The sequence below is a fragment of the Achromobacter sp. GQ309 genome (assembly GCF_059759315.1).
In genome coordinates this window covers 756,573-772,354 of the sequence record NZ_JCAXDP010000002.1, presented here as the reverse complement: position 1 = coordinate 772,354, position 15,782 = coordinate 756,573, and the positions used below count along the sequence as shown (strand labels likewise).

Annotated in this window: 12 protein-coding genes; 4 read left to right on the top strand and 8 right to left on the bottom strand. The window is 65.9% G+C overall.

Translation table 11 applies throughout. From position 1 onward, the window contains the following. Positions 1-62: 62 nt before the first annotated feature. Entirely contained in the window at positions 63-686 is a 624-nt protein-coding gene (locus AC6CIE_RS08855) for a chorismate--pyruvate lyase family protein (RefSeq protein WP_175138961.1), read from the bottom strand. A 159-nt stretch (positions 687-845) separates the two neighbouring features. On the opposite strand from AC6CIE_RS08855, the gene AC6CIE_RS08850 reads away from it, so the two are divergent. Then, positions 846-1,577, top strand: coding sequence for a pseudouridine synthase (locus AC6CIE_RS08850; protein ID WP_175126076.1), 732 nt, complete (start codon positions 846-848; stop codon positions 1,575-1,577). A gap of 101 nt (positions 1,578-1,678) precedes the next feature. Here the strand turns inward: AC6CIE_RS08850 and AC6CIE_RS08845 are convergent, their stop codons facing one another. Continuing rightward, complete coding sequence (locus AC6CIE_RS08845; protein ID WP_175126096.1) at positions 1,679-2,590, bottom strand: LysR family transcriptional regulator; 912 nt, start codon at positions 2,588-2,590, stop codon at positions 1,679-1,681. A 349-nt stretch (positions 2,591-2,939) separates the two neighbouring features. Here AC6CIE_RS08845 and AC6CIE_RS08840 point away from each other — a divergent pair, with 349 nt between their 5' ends. Genes AC6CIE_RS08840 through adeC form a run of 3 tightly spaced genes read left to right on the top strand, consistent with a single transcriptional unit; the run spans position 2,940 to position 8,804 of the window. Continuing rightward, positions 2,940-4,133, top strand: coding sequence for an efflux RND transporter periplasmic adaptor subunit (locus AC6CIE_RS08840; protein ID WP_498092121.1), 1,194 nt, complete (start codon positions 2,940-2,942; stop codon positions 4,131-4,133). Between the two features lie 13 nt (positions 4,134-4,146). After that, complete coding sequence (locus AC6CIE_RS08835; protein WP_175185178.1) at positions 4,147-7,326, top strand: efflux RND transporter permease subunit; 3,180 nt, start codon at positions 4,147-4,149, stop codon at positions 7,324-7,326. Continuing rightward, positions 7,326-8,804, top strand: coding sequence for an AdeC/AdeK/OprM family multidrug efflux complex outer membrane factor (gene adeC, locus AC6CIE_RS08830; protein ID WP_286939233.1), 1,479 nt, complete (start codon positions 7,326-7,328; stop codon positions 8,802-8,804). The genes AC6CIE_RS08835 and adeC overlap by 1 nt, the downstream gene beginning before the upstream one ends. A gap of 126 nt (positions 8,805-8,930) precedes the next feature. Here the strand turns inward: adeC and AC6CIE_RS08825 are convergent, their stop codons facing one another. The 6 genes from AC6CIE_RS08825 to AC6CIE_RS08800 form a co-directional block, all read right to left on the bottom strand. Then, a complete protein-coding gene (locus tag AC6CIE_RS08825; protein ID WP_008158223.1) occupies positions 8,931-9,182 on the bottom strand; it encodes a GlsB/YeaQ/YmgE family stress response membrane protein in 252 nt (83 codons plus the stop codon). A gap of 112 nt (positions 9,183-9,294) precedes the next feature. Beyond that, the gene (locus tag AC6CIE_RS08820) at positions 9,295-9,909 is read right to left on the bottom strand and encodes an SCO family protein (RefSeq protein WP_175185180.1); all 615 of its coding nucleotides are present in this window, start codon (positions 9,907-9,909) and stop codon (positions 9,295-9,297) included. A gap of 180 nt (positions 9,910-10,089) precedes the next feature. Beyond that, positions 10,090-12,156: a M3 family metallopeptidase gene (locus tag AC6CIE_RS08815; protein ID WP_498092015.1), complete on the bottom strand. Its 2,067-nt coding sequence runs from the start codon at positions 12,154-12,156 to the stop codon at positions 10,090-10,092. Between the two features lie 239 nt (positions 12,157-12,395). Further along, positions 12,396-13,247, bottom strand: coding sequence for a bifunctional methylenetetrahydrofolate dehydrogenase/methenyltetrahydrofolate cyclohydrolase FolD (folD, locus tag AC6CIE_RS08810; protein WP_175126081.1), 852 nt, complete (start codon positions 13,245-13,247; stop codon positions 12,396-12,398). Beyond that, on the bottom strand, positions 13,244-13,870 hold the full coding sequence (locus tag AC6CIE_RS08805; protein ID WP_056570132.1) for a response regulator transcription factor: 627 nt from the start codon (positions 13,868-13,870) through the stop codon (positions 13,244-13,246). Before AC6CIE_RS08805 ends, folD begins: the two co-directional genes overlap by 4 nt. Continuing rightward, positions 13,867-15,621, bottom strand: a complete 1,755-nt coding sequence (locus tag AC6CIE_RS08800) for a PAS domain-containing sensor histidine kinase (RefSeq protein WP_105238467.1) — start codon at positions 15,619-15,621, stop codon at positions 13,867-13,869. The genes AC6CIE_RS08805 and AC6CIE_RS08800 overlap by 4 nt, the downstream gene beginning before the upstream one ends. Positions 15,622-15,782: the final 161 nt, after the last annotated feature.

The window sequence follows — 15,782 nt, the reverse complement described above, 5'->3', positions numbered from 1 at the left end:
CAGTAGCGGGTCGCCGCGTGGACTGAACGTCTACGCAACGGCCCGAATTCAGCAAGCCCGCCTTAACGCGGCGTGCGCTGGTGCGGCACGAGCGGCGGCACGGGCTGGCCGGCGATCAAATCCCAGAAGTCCGGCAGGAAGCACTCGGCCACGAGCAGCGGCTGGCCCTGGCGCCAGAACACCGAGCGCCGCGCCCAGATCCGGCCGGCCTGCAGCGCGCGTGCCTCCGGCGGAAGAACGTCCGAGGCGGTGGCATGGAACGGCACGGGCGAGGCCAGGCGGCGGCACGCGAACGGTGACCGGATGACCGTACTGTCGTGATACAGCATGTCGGCCAACGGCCGGGTCAACAGGCGCCGCATCCCTTGCCAGGCGCCGTGCGACGCGGTCAGCGGCGTCAGGCTGCGCGCCGGCACGCTGTCCACGCCGTTCACGGACATCAACACCTCGCGGATCCACACCGGAGAGCCCGGCGCAATGCGCATCGCACGCGCCTCGTCAGCCGGCGCGCCGTCGGCGTACTCGGCCAACACCCGCAGACGCACCTGCCCGACCTGGCGGAGACCAGCGGTAAGCGCGCCCGGCCGGAACAGCCAGTGGCGTTGGGCGGGCGACAGAATGGCCGGGGCTTGCGCCAGCCAGCCAGCGGCGAGAGGGGGGCGATGGGCTGCGGGTTGCTTCGTCATGGCTGCGTATTATGCCAAGCCCCGCCCAAAGGCCGTCTGCGTCGCAATGCCGCAGGGCAGGGGACGCTGGCCGTTCCGCGCTGGACGGCCGCACCGGCCGACTGCACTGGGCCTCTGCACTGGAGGTCCGCACCGGCCGACCCGCATACAATACCGCCCATGGAAAAAGTACGTATCTCCAAGCTCATGTCCGAGCGCGGACTCTGTTCCCGCCGCGAGGCGGACAGCTATATCGAGCGCGGCTGGGTCCGCGTCGACGGCGTCGTCGTGTCCGAATTGGGCGCGCGGGCCTATCCGGACCAGGAAATCACGCTGGAGCGCGCGGCGCATGCGCGCCAGACTTCCCGCGTCACCATCCTCATCAACAAGCCCGTGGGCTATGTCTCCGGCCAGGCCGAAAAAGGCTACACGCCGGCCGTCGCCCTGATCGATTCCCGCTCCCGCTTCGCCAACGACCGCGCCCCGCAGCGCTTCGAACGCGCGCACCTCGAAGGCCTGGCGGTCGCTGGCCGCCTGGACATCGATTCGCAAGGACTCCTCGTCCTCACGCAGGACGGCCGCGTCGCCAAGCAGCTGATCGGCGAAGACTCCACGGTCGACAAGGAATATCTGGTCCGCGTTCAGGGCGAGCTGTCCGACAACGGCCTGGCCCTGCTGAACCACGGACTATCGCTGGACGGCAAACCGCTCAAGCGCGCGCAGGTGCGCTGGCAGAACCACGATCAACTGCGTTTCGTGCTGCGCGAAGGCAAAAAACGCCAGATCCGCCGCATGTGCGAACTGGTGGGCCTGAAGGTGATCGGCCTGAAACGCGTACGCATCGGCCGTGTGGCGCTGGGCGATCTGCCCCTGGGCCAATGGCGTTACTTGCGCGACGACGAATCGTTCTGAGTTGGTGTCTGACACCGACAGCGAGACACCGCTCGCAGCATTGGTCACCTGACTCGACAACACTTGTCAGCGTCCGAAGGGTTTTTCAGTCGGTTTCGATCTCAGCGGGATTTCATGAAACCGGGCGTATCCTTCGCTTGCCAGTGGCTGCCCAGGCGCTCCATCAGGAATTCGATGAAGATCCGCGTTTTGGCGGGCAGCAGCCGCGTCTCCGTGACCGCATGCACCGGAAACGGTCCCAACTGCCAATCGGGCAGTACGCGCTGCAACTGGCCTGACTGCTGTTCCGACATCTGACCACCCACCAGCACCGCGATGCCCGCGCCCAGCATGGCCAGGCGCCGGGCCATGGCGACGCCGTTGACGGAAAACCGGTTGCCCGGCGTGAACTCGATGTGCTGCTCGCCGTTCGTAAGCGGCCAGCGCGTCACGCGGCCTGCGCCTTCCGCGCGGAACTCGATGCACTCGTGCCGGGTCAGGTCGCTGGGATGCCTCGGTTCACCGTGCTTTTCCAGGTAATCGCGCGAGGCATACAGGTAGGCAGGCAGCATGCCCAGCAGTCTTGCAATCTGGGTCGAATCGGGCAGGTCGCCGATTTCGATCGACACGTCGCAGGTCTGGAACACGCGAGACGCGTGGTCCGGGTTCGCGAGGTCCAGGAAAAACGTCACATCGGGATAGCGCCGGGAGAACTCCATGAACGACTCAGCCAGGAAATCCGTGCCGAAATCCGCGGGCATGTTGACCCGCAGCGGCCCGGTGGGCGTGTCGACCAGCTTCTGCAATTCTTCATGGGCGATCTGCGCTTCGGCCACGATGCGCTGGCAGCGTTCGAAATACAGCCGGCCGGCATCGGTCAGTTCCACCTTGCGCGTGGTGCGGCTGAGCAGCCGCAACCCCACGGACCGCTCCAATTCGGCCACCTGGCGAGACAAGGTCGACTTGGGGACGCCCAGCGTTGCCGCAGCGCGGCTAAAACTGTGCGTTTTGGCGACCTCGACGAAGAGTTCCATTCCCTGTAGGCGTTTCATGGCGCGATTTTGTCACAGTGCGGATCGCACGATTGTCCCATAAATGGAATGATGTTTTCTCAACATGCCCCTTTGTTTCTAAAGCGGGATAACTCAGAATGCGAGTTCTGCAATGCAGCAATGCGATAAATGTCCAGCCTTGCGTGTTCTACGCGAATCCACCCAGGTCGAACGCCACGGACCGCGCCAAGACGGTCCGACGGGCTGATGTTCTTCGCAGAATCGCCCCAGGCAAAACGGCCTTTCACGGCTATCAGGCACGCGGCGCATGCGCGGCGTGGGGCTACCTTTATTGAAATCGGGAATGCAATCTATGAATAAGAAAAGCGCTATGTGGCGCGGTGCGGCCGTTGTCGCGCTGACGGCATCGGCCCTCACACTGGCCGCCTGCGGCAAGAAGCAAGAGGCGCCTCAGGGCGGCAAGCCGCAAGTGACGGTCGTCACATTGGCGACGCAGCCCGTTTCCCTGACTACCGAACTGCCCGGCCGCACCTCTGCGTTCCGCGTCGCCGAGGTCCGCCCGCAGGTCAACGGCATCGTCCAGAAGCGCCTCTTTACCGAGGGCGGCGAGGTCAAGGCGGGCGAACAGCTCTATCAGATCGATCCCGCTCTTTACCAAGCCAACGTCGACAGCCAGAAGGCCGCGCTGGCTCGCGCCCAGGCGCAGCAAAAGACCGCCGCCCTGCTGGCCGAGCGCTACAAGCCGCTGGTCGCCACCCGCGCGGTCAGTCAGCAGACCTACGACAATGCCGTCGCCTCGCGCGATCAGGCCGCCGCCGACGTGCTGTCGGCCAAGGCGGCGCTGGACACGGCCCGCATCAATCTCGTCTACACCAAGGTCTTGTCGCCGATCGACGGCATCATCGGCCGCTCGGCCGTGACCGAAGGCGCGCTCGTGACCGCCAACCAGACCAGCGCACTTGCCGCGGTGCAGCAGATCGACCCCATCTACGTCGACGTCACGCAGTCCAGCGTGCAGCTCCTGCGCCTGCAGGACGCGCTGGCCACCGGCCAGCTCAAGAAGCTGGACGGCGAGCAGGCCGCGCAGGTCACGCTGACGCTGGAAGACGGCTCGCAATACAAAGAGTCCGGCAAGCTGCAGTTCTCCGAAGTGACCGTGGACCCGGGCACCGGCTCGATCACGCTGCGCGCCGTGTTCCCCAACCCCGACCGGCGTCTGTTGCCCGGCATGTTCGTGCGTGCGCGCCTAGCTGACGGCGTGGCCGCCGACGGCCTGCTGGTGCCGCAACGCGGCGTGACGCGCAATCAGCGCGGCCAGCCGACGGCGCTTGTCGTCAACGCCAAGAACCAGGTCGAACTGCGCGACCTGAAGACCGACCGCGCCATCGGCGACAAGTGGCTCGTCACCGACGGCCTGGCCGCCGGCGACCGCGTGATCGTGGAAGGCCTGCAGATGGTCCGCCCCGGCGTTGAAGTGGTTGCCACCGAAGCCGGCGCCAAGGCCCAGCCGCAAGCGGCCAATGCGCAGGGGGCCGCTGCCCCCGCCGCGCTGGCCAAGCAGTAATCAGGAGCCACGCATGGCAAAGTTTTTTATCGACAGGCCGGTTTTTGCCTGGGTGATCGCGATCGTGCTGATGCTGGCCGGCGCGCTGTCCATCCTGCAGCTTCCGGTCGCCCAGTACCCCAACATCGCGCCGCCCGCCATCGGCATCGCGGTGACCTACCCGGGCGCGTCCGCGCAGACCGTGCAGGACACCGTGGTGCAGGTGATCGAGCAGCAGATGAACGGTCTTGACGGCCTGCAGTACATCTCGTCGGAAAGCAACTCCGACGGCAGCATGTCCATCACGCTGACCTTCAAGCAGGGCACCAACCCCGACACCGCGCAGGTGCAGGTCCAGAACAAGCTAGCGCTGGCGCAGCCGCTTCTGCCGCAGGAAGTGCAGCAGCAGGGCATCCGCGTCACCAAGGCCACGAAGAACTTCCTGATCGTGGCCGGCTTCGTGTCCACCGACGGCACGATGACCAAGGACGACCTGGCCGACTACGTCGCGTCGTACGTCCAGGATCCCATCAGCCGTACGCAGGGCGTGGGCGACTTCCAGCTTTTCGGCTCGCAGTACGCGATGCGGATCTGGCTGGACCCGGCCAAGCTCGTCAATTACGGGCTGACCACGGTCGACGTCACCACCGCCATCAAGGAACAGAACGTCCAGGTCTCGTCCGGGCAATTGGGCGGCCTGCCGTCCGTGCGCGGCCAGCAGCTCAACGCCACCATCATCGGCCCGTCGCGCCTGCAGACGGCCGAGGACTTCGGCCAGATCCTGCTGAAGGTCAATTCCGACGGTTCGCAGGTGCGCCTGCGTGATGTCTCGCGCATCGAACTGGGCGGCCAGACCTACGCCATCGACAGCTTCTACAACGGCAATCCCGCTTCCGGCCTGGCCATCAAGCTGGCGCCGGGCGCCAACGCGCTGGACACGGCGCAGGCGGTGCGCGACACCATCAACAACCTCAAGCCGTATTTCCCGCCGGGCATGGACGTCGTCTATCCGTACGACACGACGCCGTTCGTCAGCCTGTCGATCCATGAAGTGTTCAAGACGCTGGTCGAAGCCATCATCCTGGTGTTCCTGGTGATGTATCTCTTCCTGCAGAACTTCCGCGCCACCATCATTCCCACGCTGGCCGTGCCGGTGGTGCTGCTGGGCACGTTCGGCGTGCTGGCGGCGTTCGGCTATTCCATCAACACCTTGACGATGTTCGGGATGGTGCTGGCCATCGGCCTGCTCGTTGACGACGCCATCGTGGTGGTCGAAAACGTCGAGCGGGTGATGGCCGAAGAGGGGCTCACGCCCAAGCAGGCGACACGCAAATCCATGAGCCAGATCACCGGCGCCCTGATCGGCATCGCGATGGTGCTGGCGGCCGTGTTCGTGCCGATGGCGTTCTTCGGCGGCTCCACGGGCGTGATCTACCGGCAGTTCTCGATCACGATCGTGTCCTCGATGGTGCTGTCCGTGATCGTCGCCATCGTGTTCACGCCGGCGCTTTGCGCGACGCTGCTCAAGCCCATTCCGAAGGGCCATCACGGCGCCAAGAAGGGCTTTTTCGGCTGGTTCAACCGCACGTTCGAGCGCAGCAGCAACGGTTACGCCAATACCGTCGCCCGCGGCCTGAACCGCACCAAGCGCCTGATGGTCGTCTACCTGGCGCTGGTCATCGCGATGGGCTGGATGTTCACCCGCATCCCGACCGCGTTCCTGCCGGCCGAAGACCAGGGCATCCTGTTCGCCCAGATCCAGACGCCGGCCGGCGCCACCGCTGAAGCCACCAAGGCCGTCATCGACGACGCCACCAAGTACCTGCTGACCGAAGAAAAGGACGCCGTCACCTCGGTGTTCGCGGTCAACGGCTTCAACTTCGGCGGCCGCGGCCAGAACGCGTCCATCCTGTTCATCAAGCTGCGCGACTGGGAAGAGCGCGGCGACGCCAGCCTGAAGGCTGCCGCCGTGGCGGGGCGCGCCAACGCGCACTTCGCCAAGACGGAACGCCGCGCGCAACTGTTCGTCGTGCCGCCGCCTTCCGTCATGGAACTGGGCAACGTCACCGGCTTTGACTTCCAGCTGATGGACCGTGCCGGCGTGGGCCACGAGAAGCTGCTTGCCGCGCGCAACCAGTTGCTGGGCGAGGCCGGCAAGAGCCCGGTGCTGGCGGGCGTGCGTCCCAACGGCATCGAAGACGCGCCGCAGTACCAGCTGGACATCGACCGCGAAAAGGCCCGCGCCCTGGGCGTGGCCGTGTCGGACATCAACAGCACGCTCGCCACCGCATGGGGTTCGTCGTACGTCAACGACTTCATCGACCGTGGCCGCGTCAAGAAGGTGTTCGCGCAGGGCGAGGCATCCTCGCGCATGCTGCCGGAAGACCTGAACAAATGGTACGTGCGCAACAAGGATGGCGACATGGTCCCGTTCTCGGCGTTCTCCAGCGCAACGTGGAGCTTCGGTCCGCAGAAGCTGAACCGCTACAACGGTGTGCCGTCGTACAACATCCAGGGCCAGGCGGCGCCGGGCTACAGCTCGGGCGCAGCCATGGAAGAAATGGAACGCCTGGCGGCCAAGTTGCCGGTCGGCGTCGGTTTCGAATGGACCGGCCTGTCGTTCGAAGAACGCCTGTCCGGCGCCCAGGCGCCCGCGCTGTACGCGATCTCGCTCATCGTGGTGTTCCTGTGCCTGGCGGCGCTCTATGAAAGCTGGACCATTCCGTCCGCGGTCATGCTGGTGGTGCCGCTGGGGATCATCGGCGCGCTGCTGGCGACGCTGCTGCGTGGTCTGTCCAACGACGTGTTCTTCCAGGTGGGTCTCTTGACGACAATCGGGCTGGCGGCCAAAAACGCCATCCTGATCGTGGAGTTCGCGAAGGAGCACTATGAAGCGGGCGCCAGCCTGACCGAGTCGGCCATCCACGCCGCCCGTCAGCGTCTGCGTCCCATCCTGATGACGTCCCTGGCGTTCATCCTGGGCGTGACCCCGCTGGCGATTTCCAGCGGTGCGGGCTCGGGCAGCCAGAACGCCATCGGCACGGGCGTGATCGGCGGCATGCTGACCGGCACGTTCCTGGCCATCTTCTTCGTCCCGGCCTTCTTCGTCATCATGCTGCGCGTGTTCAAGGTCAAGCGCATGAGCGAAAACGTCGACAAGCACGACACCAGCGCCAAGGGGCCGCACGACGTGCCGGCGGAGGGTCAACCGTAATGAAACTCCAGATGAGAACCTTGCTGTCTGTATCCCTGGCGGCGGCCCTGGCGGGCTGCTCGCTGGCCCCCACGTACGAGCGTCCCGATGCGCCCATCGACGCCGCGTATCCCACGGGCGCCGCCTACAACGCGGCCCAGGCGGCCGCGCCGGGCGGCATGGCCGTGGCCGACATCGGCTGGCGCGACTTTTTCGGCGATCCGCTGCTGCAACAGCTGATCGAGCAGTCGCTCGTCAACAACCGCGACCTGCGGGTGGCGGCGCTGAACGTCGAGGCCGCGCGCGCGCAGTACCGCATCCAGCGCGCCGACCTGGCGCCCAGCATCGGCGTGGCCGGGCAGGGCTCTGCCCAGCGCACGCCGGCCGACCTGTCGCCCAGCGGCCAGGCCACCACCAGCCACAGCTATCAGGTTGGCGCTGCCATATCCGCCTGGGAACTGGACCTCTTCGGCCGCATCCGCAGCCTGAGCGATCAGGCGCTGGAATCCTACCTGGCGCTGGACGAGACGCGCACGGCGACGCAGCTCACGCTGATCGCCGAGGTGGCGAATGCTTACCTGACGCTGCGCGCGGATCAGGAGCTGCTCAGCCTGACGCGCGACACGCTCAAGAGCCAGGAAGATTCCTACAACCTGACCAAGCAGAGCTACGACCAGGGCCTGTCCACGGCGCTGGACCTGAGCCAGGCCGAAGTCTCGCTGCGCACGGCCCAACGCAACCTGTCGCAATACACGCGCCAGGCCGCGCAGGACCGCAATGCGCTCGTGCTGCTGGTCGGTCAGCCGCTGTCGCCGCAGATGGCCACGGCGTTGGACAACGCAGTCAAGCTGGACGACAGCATGCTGCCGACCACGCTGCCCGCCGGCCTGCCGTCCGACCTGCTGACCCGCCGCCCGGACATCCGCGCGGCAGAGCATCAGCTCAAGGGCGCCAACGCCAACATCGGCGCGGCGCGTGCGGCATTCTTCCCGACCATCAGCCTGACGGGTTCGGCCGGCACCGCCAGCGCCAGCCTGGGCGGCTTGTTCGACGGCGGTTCGGGGGCGTGGAGCTTCGTGCCCCAGATCACCGTGCCGATCTTCGCGGGCGGCTCGCTGCTGGCGGGGCTGGACCTGGCGAAAGTGCAGAAGAACATCCAGGTGGCCCAGTACGAAAAGTCGATCCAGACGGGTTTCCGCGAAGTCGCGGATGCGCTGGCCGGCCGCGGCACGCTGGACGAGCAGATCCAGGCCCAACGCCTGCTGGTGGACGCCAATCAGCGCGCGTATGACGCGTCGGAGCAACGTTTCCGGCAGGGCATCGACGACTACCTGAGCGTGCTGGATTCGCAGCGCTCGCTCTATACCTCGCAGCAGGCGCTGGTCGACACGCGTCTGGCGCGTCTGACCAATCTGGTCACGCTGTACAAGGTGCTGGGCGGCGGGTGGACGGAACGTACGGCGGCGGCGCCTGCTGCGCCGGTCACGCCGGCGGGCTGACGCTACCAGGAGCGGCGCGCTGGGCGCCGCTTATGGGCTGCTTATAGGGCCATTCCTGGCGCCTGCAATGCAAAACGGGCCGATCTCGCGATCGGCCCGTTTTTCTTTGCATGCAGGACGCAGACGTCAGGTGCGCTTCTTGGCGATCAGGCCCACCACGAACAGCACGATGATCGCGCCGACCACGGATCCGATCCAGCCAGCGGGTTCGCCGGGCTGGTACCACCCCAGCGACTGGCCGAGGAAGCCGGCAACGACGGCGCCGATGATGCCCAGAATGGTGGTCATGATGATCCCCATGTTCTGGTCCCCGGGCATGATGGCGCGGGCGATCAGACCCACGATGAACCCGACGATGATCATGATGATGATGCTCATGCGCGTACTCCTTACTAGGGAAAAGGGGGCGAAGTGGATCGATGATACCCACGGATACCCGCACCCCGTACGCCACCGTTGTAACAACTGGTGTGCGGACCAGCGCGCCGCGTCAGGAGGTCAGGTCGATGAGCTGGCGCACGTCCTTGGTCAGCGTCTCGATGCTGTCGGTGTCTGAGGCCAGCAGGCGCGCCTTGCCGTCCTTGTCGAAGATGTACACGCCGCGGCTGTGCGTCACCTCGTACATGTCGGCGTCGTCACCCGGCCGGGGCTTTTCGATCTGGTAGGCCACGCGATAGCGGCGCGCCAGGTCAGCCACCTGCCGTTCGTTGCCCGTCACGCCAATGGCGTTGTTGTTGAAGGCGTTGACGTAGGCCTGCAGGATGTCCGGCGTGTCGCGGTGCGGGTCCACGCTGACGAACAGGATGCGCACGTCCTTGGCCTTGTCGCCCAGGTTCTGCAGCACCGCGGTCAGCTGCGCCATGGTCGTCGGGCAGATGTCCGGGCAACTGGCGTAGCCGAAAAACAGCAGCACCGTCTTGCCCTTCAGGTCGTCGCTGCTGACCGTCTTGCCGCCCGCGCCGGGCAGCGAGAACTTCAGGTCGGGCAGGTGGCCCTTGACGTTGTAAAGCGTCCAGTCCACGTTCCTGTCGCCGCAGGCGGCAAGAAACACACACAAGCTCAGCAGCAGTCCGCGAAAGAAGCGGCCGGGAATCAGGTGTCGCATGGGTCCAGTAGCCGGAAGGGGGTAAACCTTTCGGATTCTACCTGCAGGATCTGAGGAGAGTGGCATACGGCCGCCATGCCTTGTGCCCGCGCAAGTCCGGAGCAAAAAAACGGCCCGCGCGATGGCGGGCCGTCTTGGCAGGCGCGGCGTGCGACAGGCGTCAGGTGTCTGACATCGCCATCAGCTCGCCGTCATCCCGCTATGACGCAGCAGCGCGTCAATGCGCGGCGCGCGGCCGCGGAATGCGGCGAACGATTCGGCCGCCGGGCGCGAGCCGCCGACGGCCAGCACTTCGCGGCGGAAGCGCGCACCCGTCTCCGGATCCAGCGTGCCCAGCGCGTTGCCGGCCTGCCTGGCGGCGGCTTCCTCGAAGGCCTCGTACGCATCCGCCGACAGCACTTCGGCCCACTTGTAGCTGTAGTAGCCCGCGCCATAACCACCCGCGAACAGGTGCGAGAAGGCGTGCGGCAGGCGATGCCATTCGGGCGGGAACAGCACGGCAACTTCCTTGCGCACTTCCTGCAACAGCGCCAGCACCTCGGAAATCGACGCGCCCTTGCTGCGATCGTGCATCAGCATGTCGAACAGCGCGAATTCAATCTGGCGCACGGTCTGCATGCCGCTCTGGTAATTGCGGGCGGCGACCAGGCGGTCGTAGAGCGCGCGCGGCAGCGGCTCGCCGGTGTCCACGTGCGCCGACAGCTTCTGCACCACGGCCCATTCCCAGCAGAAGTTCTCCATGAACTGCGAGGGCAGTTCGATGGCGTCCCATTCCACGCTGGCAAACGCCGCGGCGCCGGGCTCGTCGACTTCGGACAGCAGCGCGTGCAGCGCGTGGCCGGTTTCGTGGAAGAGGGTGATGACGTCGTCGTGTGTCAGCACGGCCGGACGGTCGCCGTTGGGACGCGAGAAATTGCAGGTCAGGTACGCGATCGGCGTCTGCACCTTGCCGGCCACGACGCGGCGCGTACGCTCGCTGTCGACCCAGGCGCCGTTCTGCTTGCCGGCGCGCGCGTACAGGTCCAGATAAAGGTGGCCGATCAGCGCGCCTTCGGGGCTTTCGACCCGCACACCGCGCACGTCGCCATGCCAGGACGACACGGGCGTTTCCGTCAGGCGCACGCCGAACAGGGTCTGGATGACGTCAAACAGGCCCGCCAGCACGCGCGGTTCGGTGAAGTATTGCTTCACCTCGTCTTCGGAATACGCGTAGCGCGATTCACGCAGGCGTTCCGAGGCGTAGGCCACGTCCCAGGGCTGCAGGCTGTCCAGCCCCAGCTCGCCGGTGGCGTAGGCGGTAAGTTCCGCCAGATCCCGCTGCGCGTACGGTTTGGCGCGGGCGGCCAGGTCGCGCAGAAACACGGTGACTTCCTTGGCGTCGCGGGCCATGCGCGTCTGCAGGCGCAGCGCGGCGAAGGTGCCCAGGCCCAGCAGGCCCGATTCCTCGGCGCGCAGCGCCAGCAGTTCTTCGATCAGCGGGGAGTTGTCGAACTTGGCGTCGCCCTGTTCGGACGCGACCGTGCCGTAGCCACGGTACAGCGCCTCGCGCAGCGAGCGGTCCTTCGCGTACTGCATGACGGGCAGGTAGCAGGGCATCTTCAGCGTGAGCTTCCAGCCGGCCTTGCCGTCTTCCTCGGCTGCGGCGCGCGCGGCGGCAATCACGTCCGCCGGAACGCCGGCCAGGCGGTTTTCGTCTTCAACGATCAGCGACCACGCATCGATGGAATCCAGCACGTTTTCAGAAAACTTCTGCGACGCCTGCGCCTCGCGGTCGGAAATCGCGGCATAGCGTTCGCGGTCGGCGCCTTGCAGTTCGACGCCGCTCAGGCGGAAATCGCGCAAGGCCATTTCGACGATGCGGCGGCGCACCGGCGACCAGGACGCGAAGTCGGGTGCGGCAGCCAGCCGCTGGTATTGCTTGTACAGGCCTTCGTGCAGGCCGACCCAGGTCGAAAACTCGGTGACCAGCGGCAGGGCGGCGTTATAGGCCTCGCGCAGTTCGGGCGTGTTGACCACGGCATTCAGGTGGCCAGCCACCGACCAGGCGCGCCACAGGCGCTCGGACGCGGTGTCCAGGGGCTCGGCCACGGCTTCCCAGGTGGGCGCGAGCGCGGGGTCGGCGGCGTGGTCGACGGCCTTGCGGGCAATGCCCAGCAGTTCCTCGACGGCGGGCACGATGTGCGCGGGTTTGACGGCCGCGTAATCGACCAGTTCGGACACGGGAGCGAGCAGGGGGTTCTGGGTCATGGTGTTACCGGCTGATGAGTGGCAGGCGGCGCGTCAGGCGCGCCGGCGAAGGCGATAAGGATCAGGTGAGGGCGATCGGCCTGAACGCAAGGCCTGACCAAGGGGATGGCGCCATGCCCGGCGGCGCCGAGGACCGGATGGTGTTCGTCACCAATTCGCGGCAGGTGTCTGACACCCCTGAGGCACCCGTCCAAGCTGAAGTGCATCTCACACGGGTGTCAGACACCGAGGTCTACGCTTTACCCGGCAGCGCGTTCGGCCGCTTCGACCGTATTGACCAGCAGCATGGCGATGGTCATCGGACCCACGCCGCCCGGCACGGGCGTGATCGCGCCGGCCACTTCCTTGGCGGAAGCAAAGTCCACGTCGCCGCACAGCTTGCCGTCGGCGCCGCGGTTGATGCCCACGTCGATGACGACGGCGCCCGGCTTGATCATCGAGCCGTCGATCATGCCGGGCTTGCCGGTGGCGACAACCAGCACGTCGGCGCGGCGGGTCTGGGCCGCCAGGTCGCGCGTCTTGGAGTTGCAGATCGTGATGGTGGCGCCGGCCTGCAGCAGCAGCATGGCCATGGGCTTGCCCACGATGTTGCTGGCGCCGACGATGACGGCCTCAGCGCCGCGCAGCGTCACGCCTTCCGATTCCAGCATCTTCATCACGCCGTACGGCGTGCAGGGACGGAACAGCGGCTGCCCGGTCATGAGCAGGCCCGCGTTGCTGATATGGAAGCCGTCAACGTCCTTCTCGGCCGCGATGGCCTCGATGACCTTGTGGGCGTCCATGTGCTTGGGCAGGGGCAACTGCACCAGAATGCCGTGGATGCTGGGATCCTGGTTCAGCACGTCGATGCGGGCCAGCAGTTCGGCCTCGGTCATCTCGGCCGGGTATTGCTCTTTCACGGAATGCAGTCCGGCCTTTTCGCAGGCCGCGACCTTGTTGCGCACGTACACCTGCGAGGCGGGGTCCGCGCCGACCAGCACGACGGCAAGGCCGGGGCGGGTGCCTTTTTCGGCCAAAGCCGAAACACGCTGGGCGACTTCTTCGCGAATGCGCTGCGAAAGGGCCGCGCCGTCAATAATCCTTGCGGTCATGCGTGTGCCTCGGGTTTGGCCAAGGCCACTTTCATCAAATCTGCAACGGTGGTCACTTCAAGTTTTTCCATAATGTTGGCGCGGTGCGCCTCGACGGTCTTGATGCTGATGCCCAGGTCGTCGGCGATCTGCTTGTTCAAGCGGCCGGCGACGATGCGCTCCAGCACCTGTTGCTCGCGCGCGGTCAGGCGGGCCAGCATGGCTTCGTGGTCCTTCTGGGCCTGGTGCTTGCTCACGCGCTGCGTGGCCTGCTCCAGCATGCGCGCCACGATTTCGCGCAGGTCGGATTCGTTGAACGGCTTTTCCAGGAAGTCGACGGCGCCTTTCTTCATGGTGGACACCGCCATCGGCACGTCGCCGTGGCCCGTGATGAACACGATGGGCAGCGGCGCATTGCGGATGATGAGCTGTTCCTGCAGCTCCAGGCCGCTCATGCCGGGCATGCGCACGTCGGCGATCAGCACGCCGATCTGGCTGGCGTCGTAGTCTTCCAGGAAGGACTCGCCGCTGGCGTAGGCGCGAACGCGGTATCCATTGGCTTCCAGCAGCCAGCGCAGCGAATCGCGGACCGCTTCGTCGTCATCGACAATGAATACCGTGCTCGACAGGTGGGGCGTGTTCATGCGTGCAACTCCTCGGACTGATCGTTCTGGGCCTGCGTCTGGGTGGCAGCGCAGGGCAGGGTGAAGCGGAAGATAGTACCGCCGGCGGGATTGGGGTCAGCCCACAGGCGGCCGTGATGCGATTCGATAATGGTACGGCAGATGTTCAGCCCCATGCCCAGGCCCTGCGACTTGGTGCTGAAGAACGGTTCGAACAGGCGCTCGGGTTCGGCAAGGCCGTGGCCGCGGTCGACCACGGCCACCTCGATATGCTGCTCGTGAAGAATTACGGCAACCTTAAGCTCGTCGGACTCGCTCTTTTCCATGGCTTCCAGTCCGTTCTTGAGCAGGTTCAGCAACACCTGTTCGATCAGGATGGGGTCGGCCAGGACGTCGGGCGCGTTGGACGGCACGAAGCTGTCGATGCGGATGCGGCGCTTGCGGGCGTCGATTTCGGCAAAGCCGATGGCGTTGTCGACGATGCGGCCGATGGCGACGCGCTGGCGGCGCGGCTCGCTGCGCTTCACGAATTCGCGGATGCGGCTGATGATCTTGCCGGCTCGCTCGGCCTGGGACGCGGCCTTTTCCAGCGCGGGCAGCAGCATGTTGGGACTGGTGTGGCCGGCCTTGACCAGCGCCACCGCGCCCATGCTGTAGTTGGCGATGGCCGTCAGCGGCTGGTTCAGCTCGTGCGCCAGCGACGAGGCCATTTCCCCCATCGTGGTCAGGCGGCTGGTGAGCTGGATCTTTTCCTGCTGAACACGCGACGCTTCCTCGTGGCCGCGGCGCTCGGTGATGTCGCGCGCCACCTGCATGCGCACGCGGCGGCCGTCCGTCCAGGCCAGCATGCGGTGGTGCACTTCAAACCAGCGCTGCACCGACGGCGCAAAGACCTCGACCGATTCGTCGGTGAAGCGGCCGCGGCGGCCGGCCAGCAGTTCGTCGTGGCCGCCGGTCTGCGCGCCGAACACGCGGCGGTACGTGCGGTTGGCGAACAGCAGTTCCAGCCCGTCGTGGGTGTCGGCCGTGACCGAGATGGCGTCGTCCAGGCCTTCCAGCACGGTCATGAAGCGCTCGTGCGCGGCGGTCAGGGCCTCGCGGATGCGCTTGGGCTCGGTGATGTCCGTCATGGACGTCATCCAGCCGATCTGGTTGCCATTAGGGTCCAGCAACGGGGACACATACATGCGCGCCGTGAAGCGCGAGCCGTCGCGCCGCTGCGCCTCGACCTCCAGGCCGCTGCTGGGCGTCTTGCCCGACATCAGCACGTCCAGCGTGTGCTGGTGCTGTTCGTGGCGACCCGGCACCCAATAAGGGAAGGGGGGGCTGCGGCCGATCAGGTCGGCCTCGTTCCAGCCGATCATCCGGCAGAAGGCGGGGTTCACGTAGGCAATGCGGCCCTCCATGTCGAGCACGCGCATGCCCGTGGACATGGAATTTTCCATGGCGCGCCGAAAACCCGTTTCGGCAATGAGCGCGGCCTCGGCGGTGGACCGGAAGCGGGTGTATCGCCACAGCATGAGCAGGCTGATGACAATGACGCAGGACAGCGCCAGCACGACCCAGATCAGGCGTTGCTGACGCAGCTCCTGGTCTATCGTGACAAACATGACACTGTCGTCATGGATGCGCTGCAGCCAGAAGAACACCGCCATCACACAGATATAGAGGATCAGCACCATGGCGGGCGTGACCCAGTACACCCCGCGCCGCCGGGTGCGGGCGTGGTCGTGGAAAGGCGTGGGTATGTTGGACTTGGGCGCGCTGGACATGGAATTCGGGGCCGGTAGACCGCGCATTTTAGTGCGTGTTGGGAGGGAATTGCCGGGAATCAAGTCCACCATTCGGCCTAGACCGTAAAAAGTATGGCGTTCAGCGATTCAGCTTCTGTTCAACTTTCCGCATTATGAAATGCCGTACCGCAACATGAAAT

Bases quoted from the DNA above. Each gene is read 5' to 3' on its own strand.
- AC6CIE_RS08855 (WP_175138961.1), bottom strand. From the start codon at position 686: ATGACGAAGCAACCCGCAGCCCATCGCCCCCCTCTCGCCGCTGGCTGG.
- AC6CIE_RS08850 (WP_175126076.1), top strand. From the start codon at position 846: ATGGAAAAAGTACGTATCTCCAAGCTCATGTCCGAGCGCGGACTCTGT.
- AC6CIE_RS08845 (WP_175126096.1), bottom strand. From the start codon at position 2,590: ATGGAACTCTTCGTCGAGGTCGCCAAAACGCACAGTTTTAGCCGCGCT.
- AC6CIE_RS08840 (WP_498092121.1), top strand. From the start codon at position 2,940: ATGTGGCGCGGTGCGGCCGTTGTCGCGCTGACGGCATCGGCCCTCACA.
- AC6CIE_RS08835 (WP_175185178.1), top strand. From the start codon at position 4,147: ATGGCAAAGTTTTTTATCGACAGGCCGGTTTTTGCCTGGGTGATCGCG.
- adeC (WP_286939233.1), top strand. From the start codon at position 7,326: ATGAAACTCCAGATGAGAACCTTGCTGTCTGTATCCCTGGCGGCGGCC.
- AC6CIE_RS08825 (WP_008158223.1), bottom strand. From the start codon at position 9,182: ATGAGCATCATCATCATGATCATCGTCGGGTTCATCGTGGGTCTGATC.
- AC6CIE_RS08820 (WP_175185180.1), bottom strand. From the start codon at position 9,909: ATGCGACACCTGATTCCCGGCCGCTTCTTTCGCGGACTGCTGCTGAGC.
- AC6CIE_RS08815 (WP_498092015.1), bottom strand. From the start codon at position 12,156: ATGACCCAGAACCCCCTGCTCGCTCCCGTGTCCGAACTGGTCGATTAC.
- folD (WP_175126081.1), bottom strand. From the start codon at position 13,247: ATGACCGCAAGGATTATTGACGGCGCGGCCCTTTCGCAGCGCATTCGC.
- AC6CIE_RS08805 (WP_056570132.1), bottom strand. From the start codon at position 13,870: ATGAACACGCCCCACCTGTCGAGCACGGTATTCATTGTCGATGACGAC.
- AC6CIE_RS08800 (WP_105238467.1), bottom strand. From the start codon at position 15,621: ATGTCCAGCGCGCCCAAGTCCAACATACCCACGCCTTTCCACGACCAC.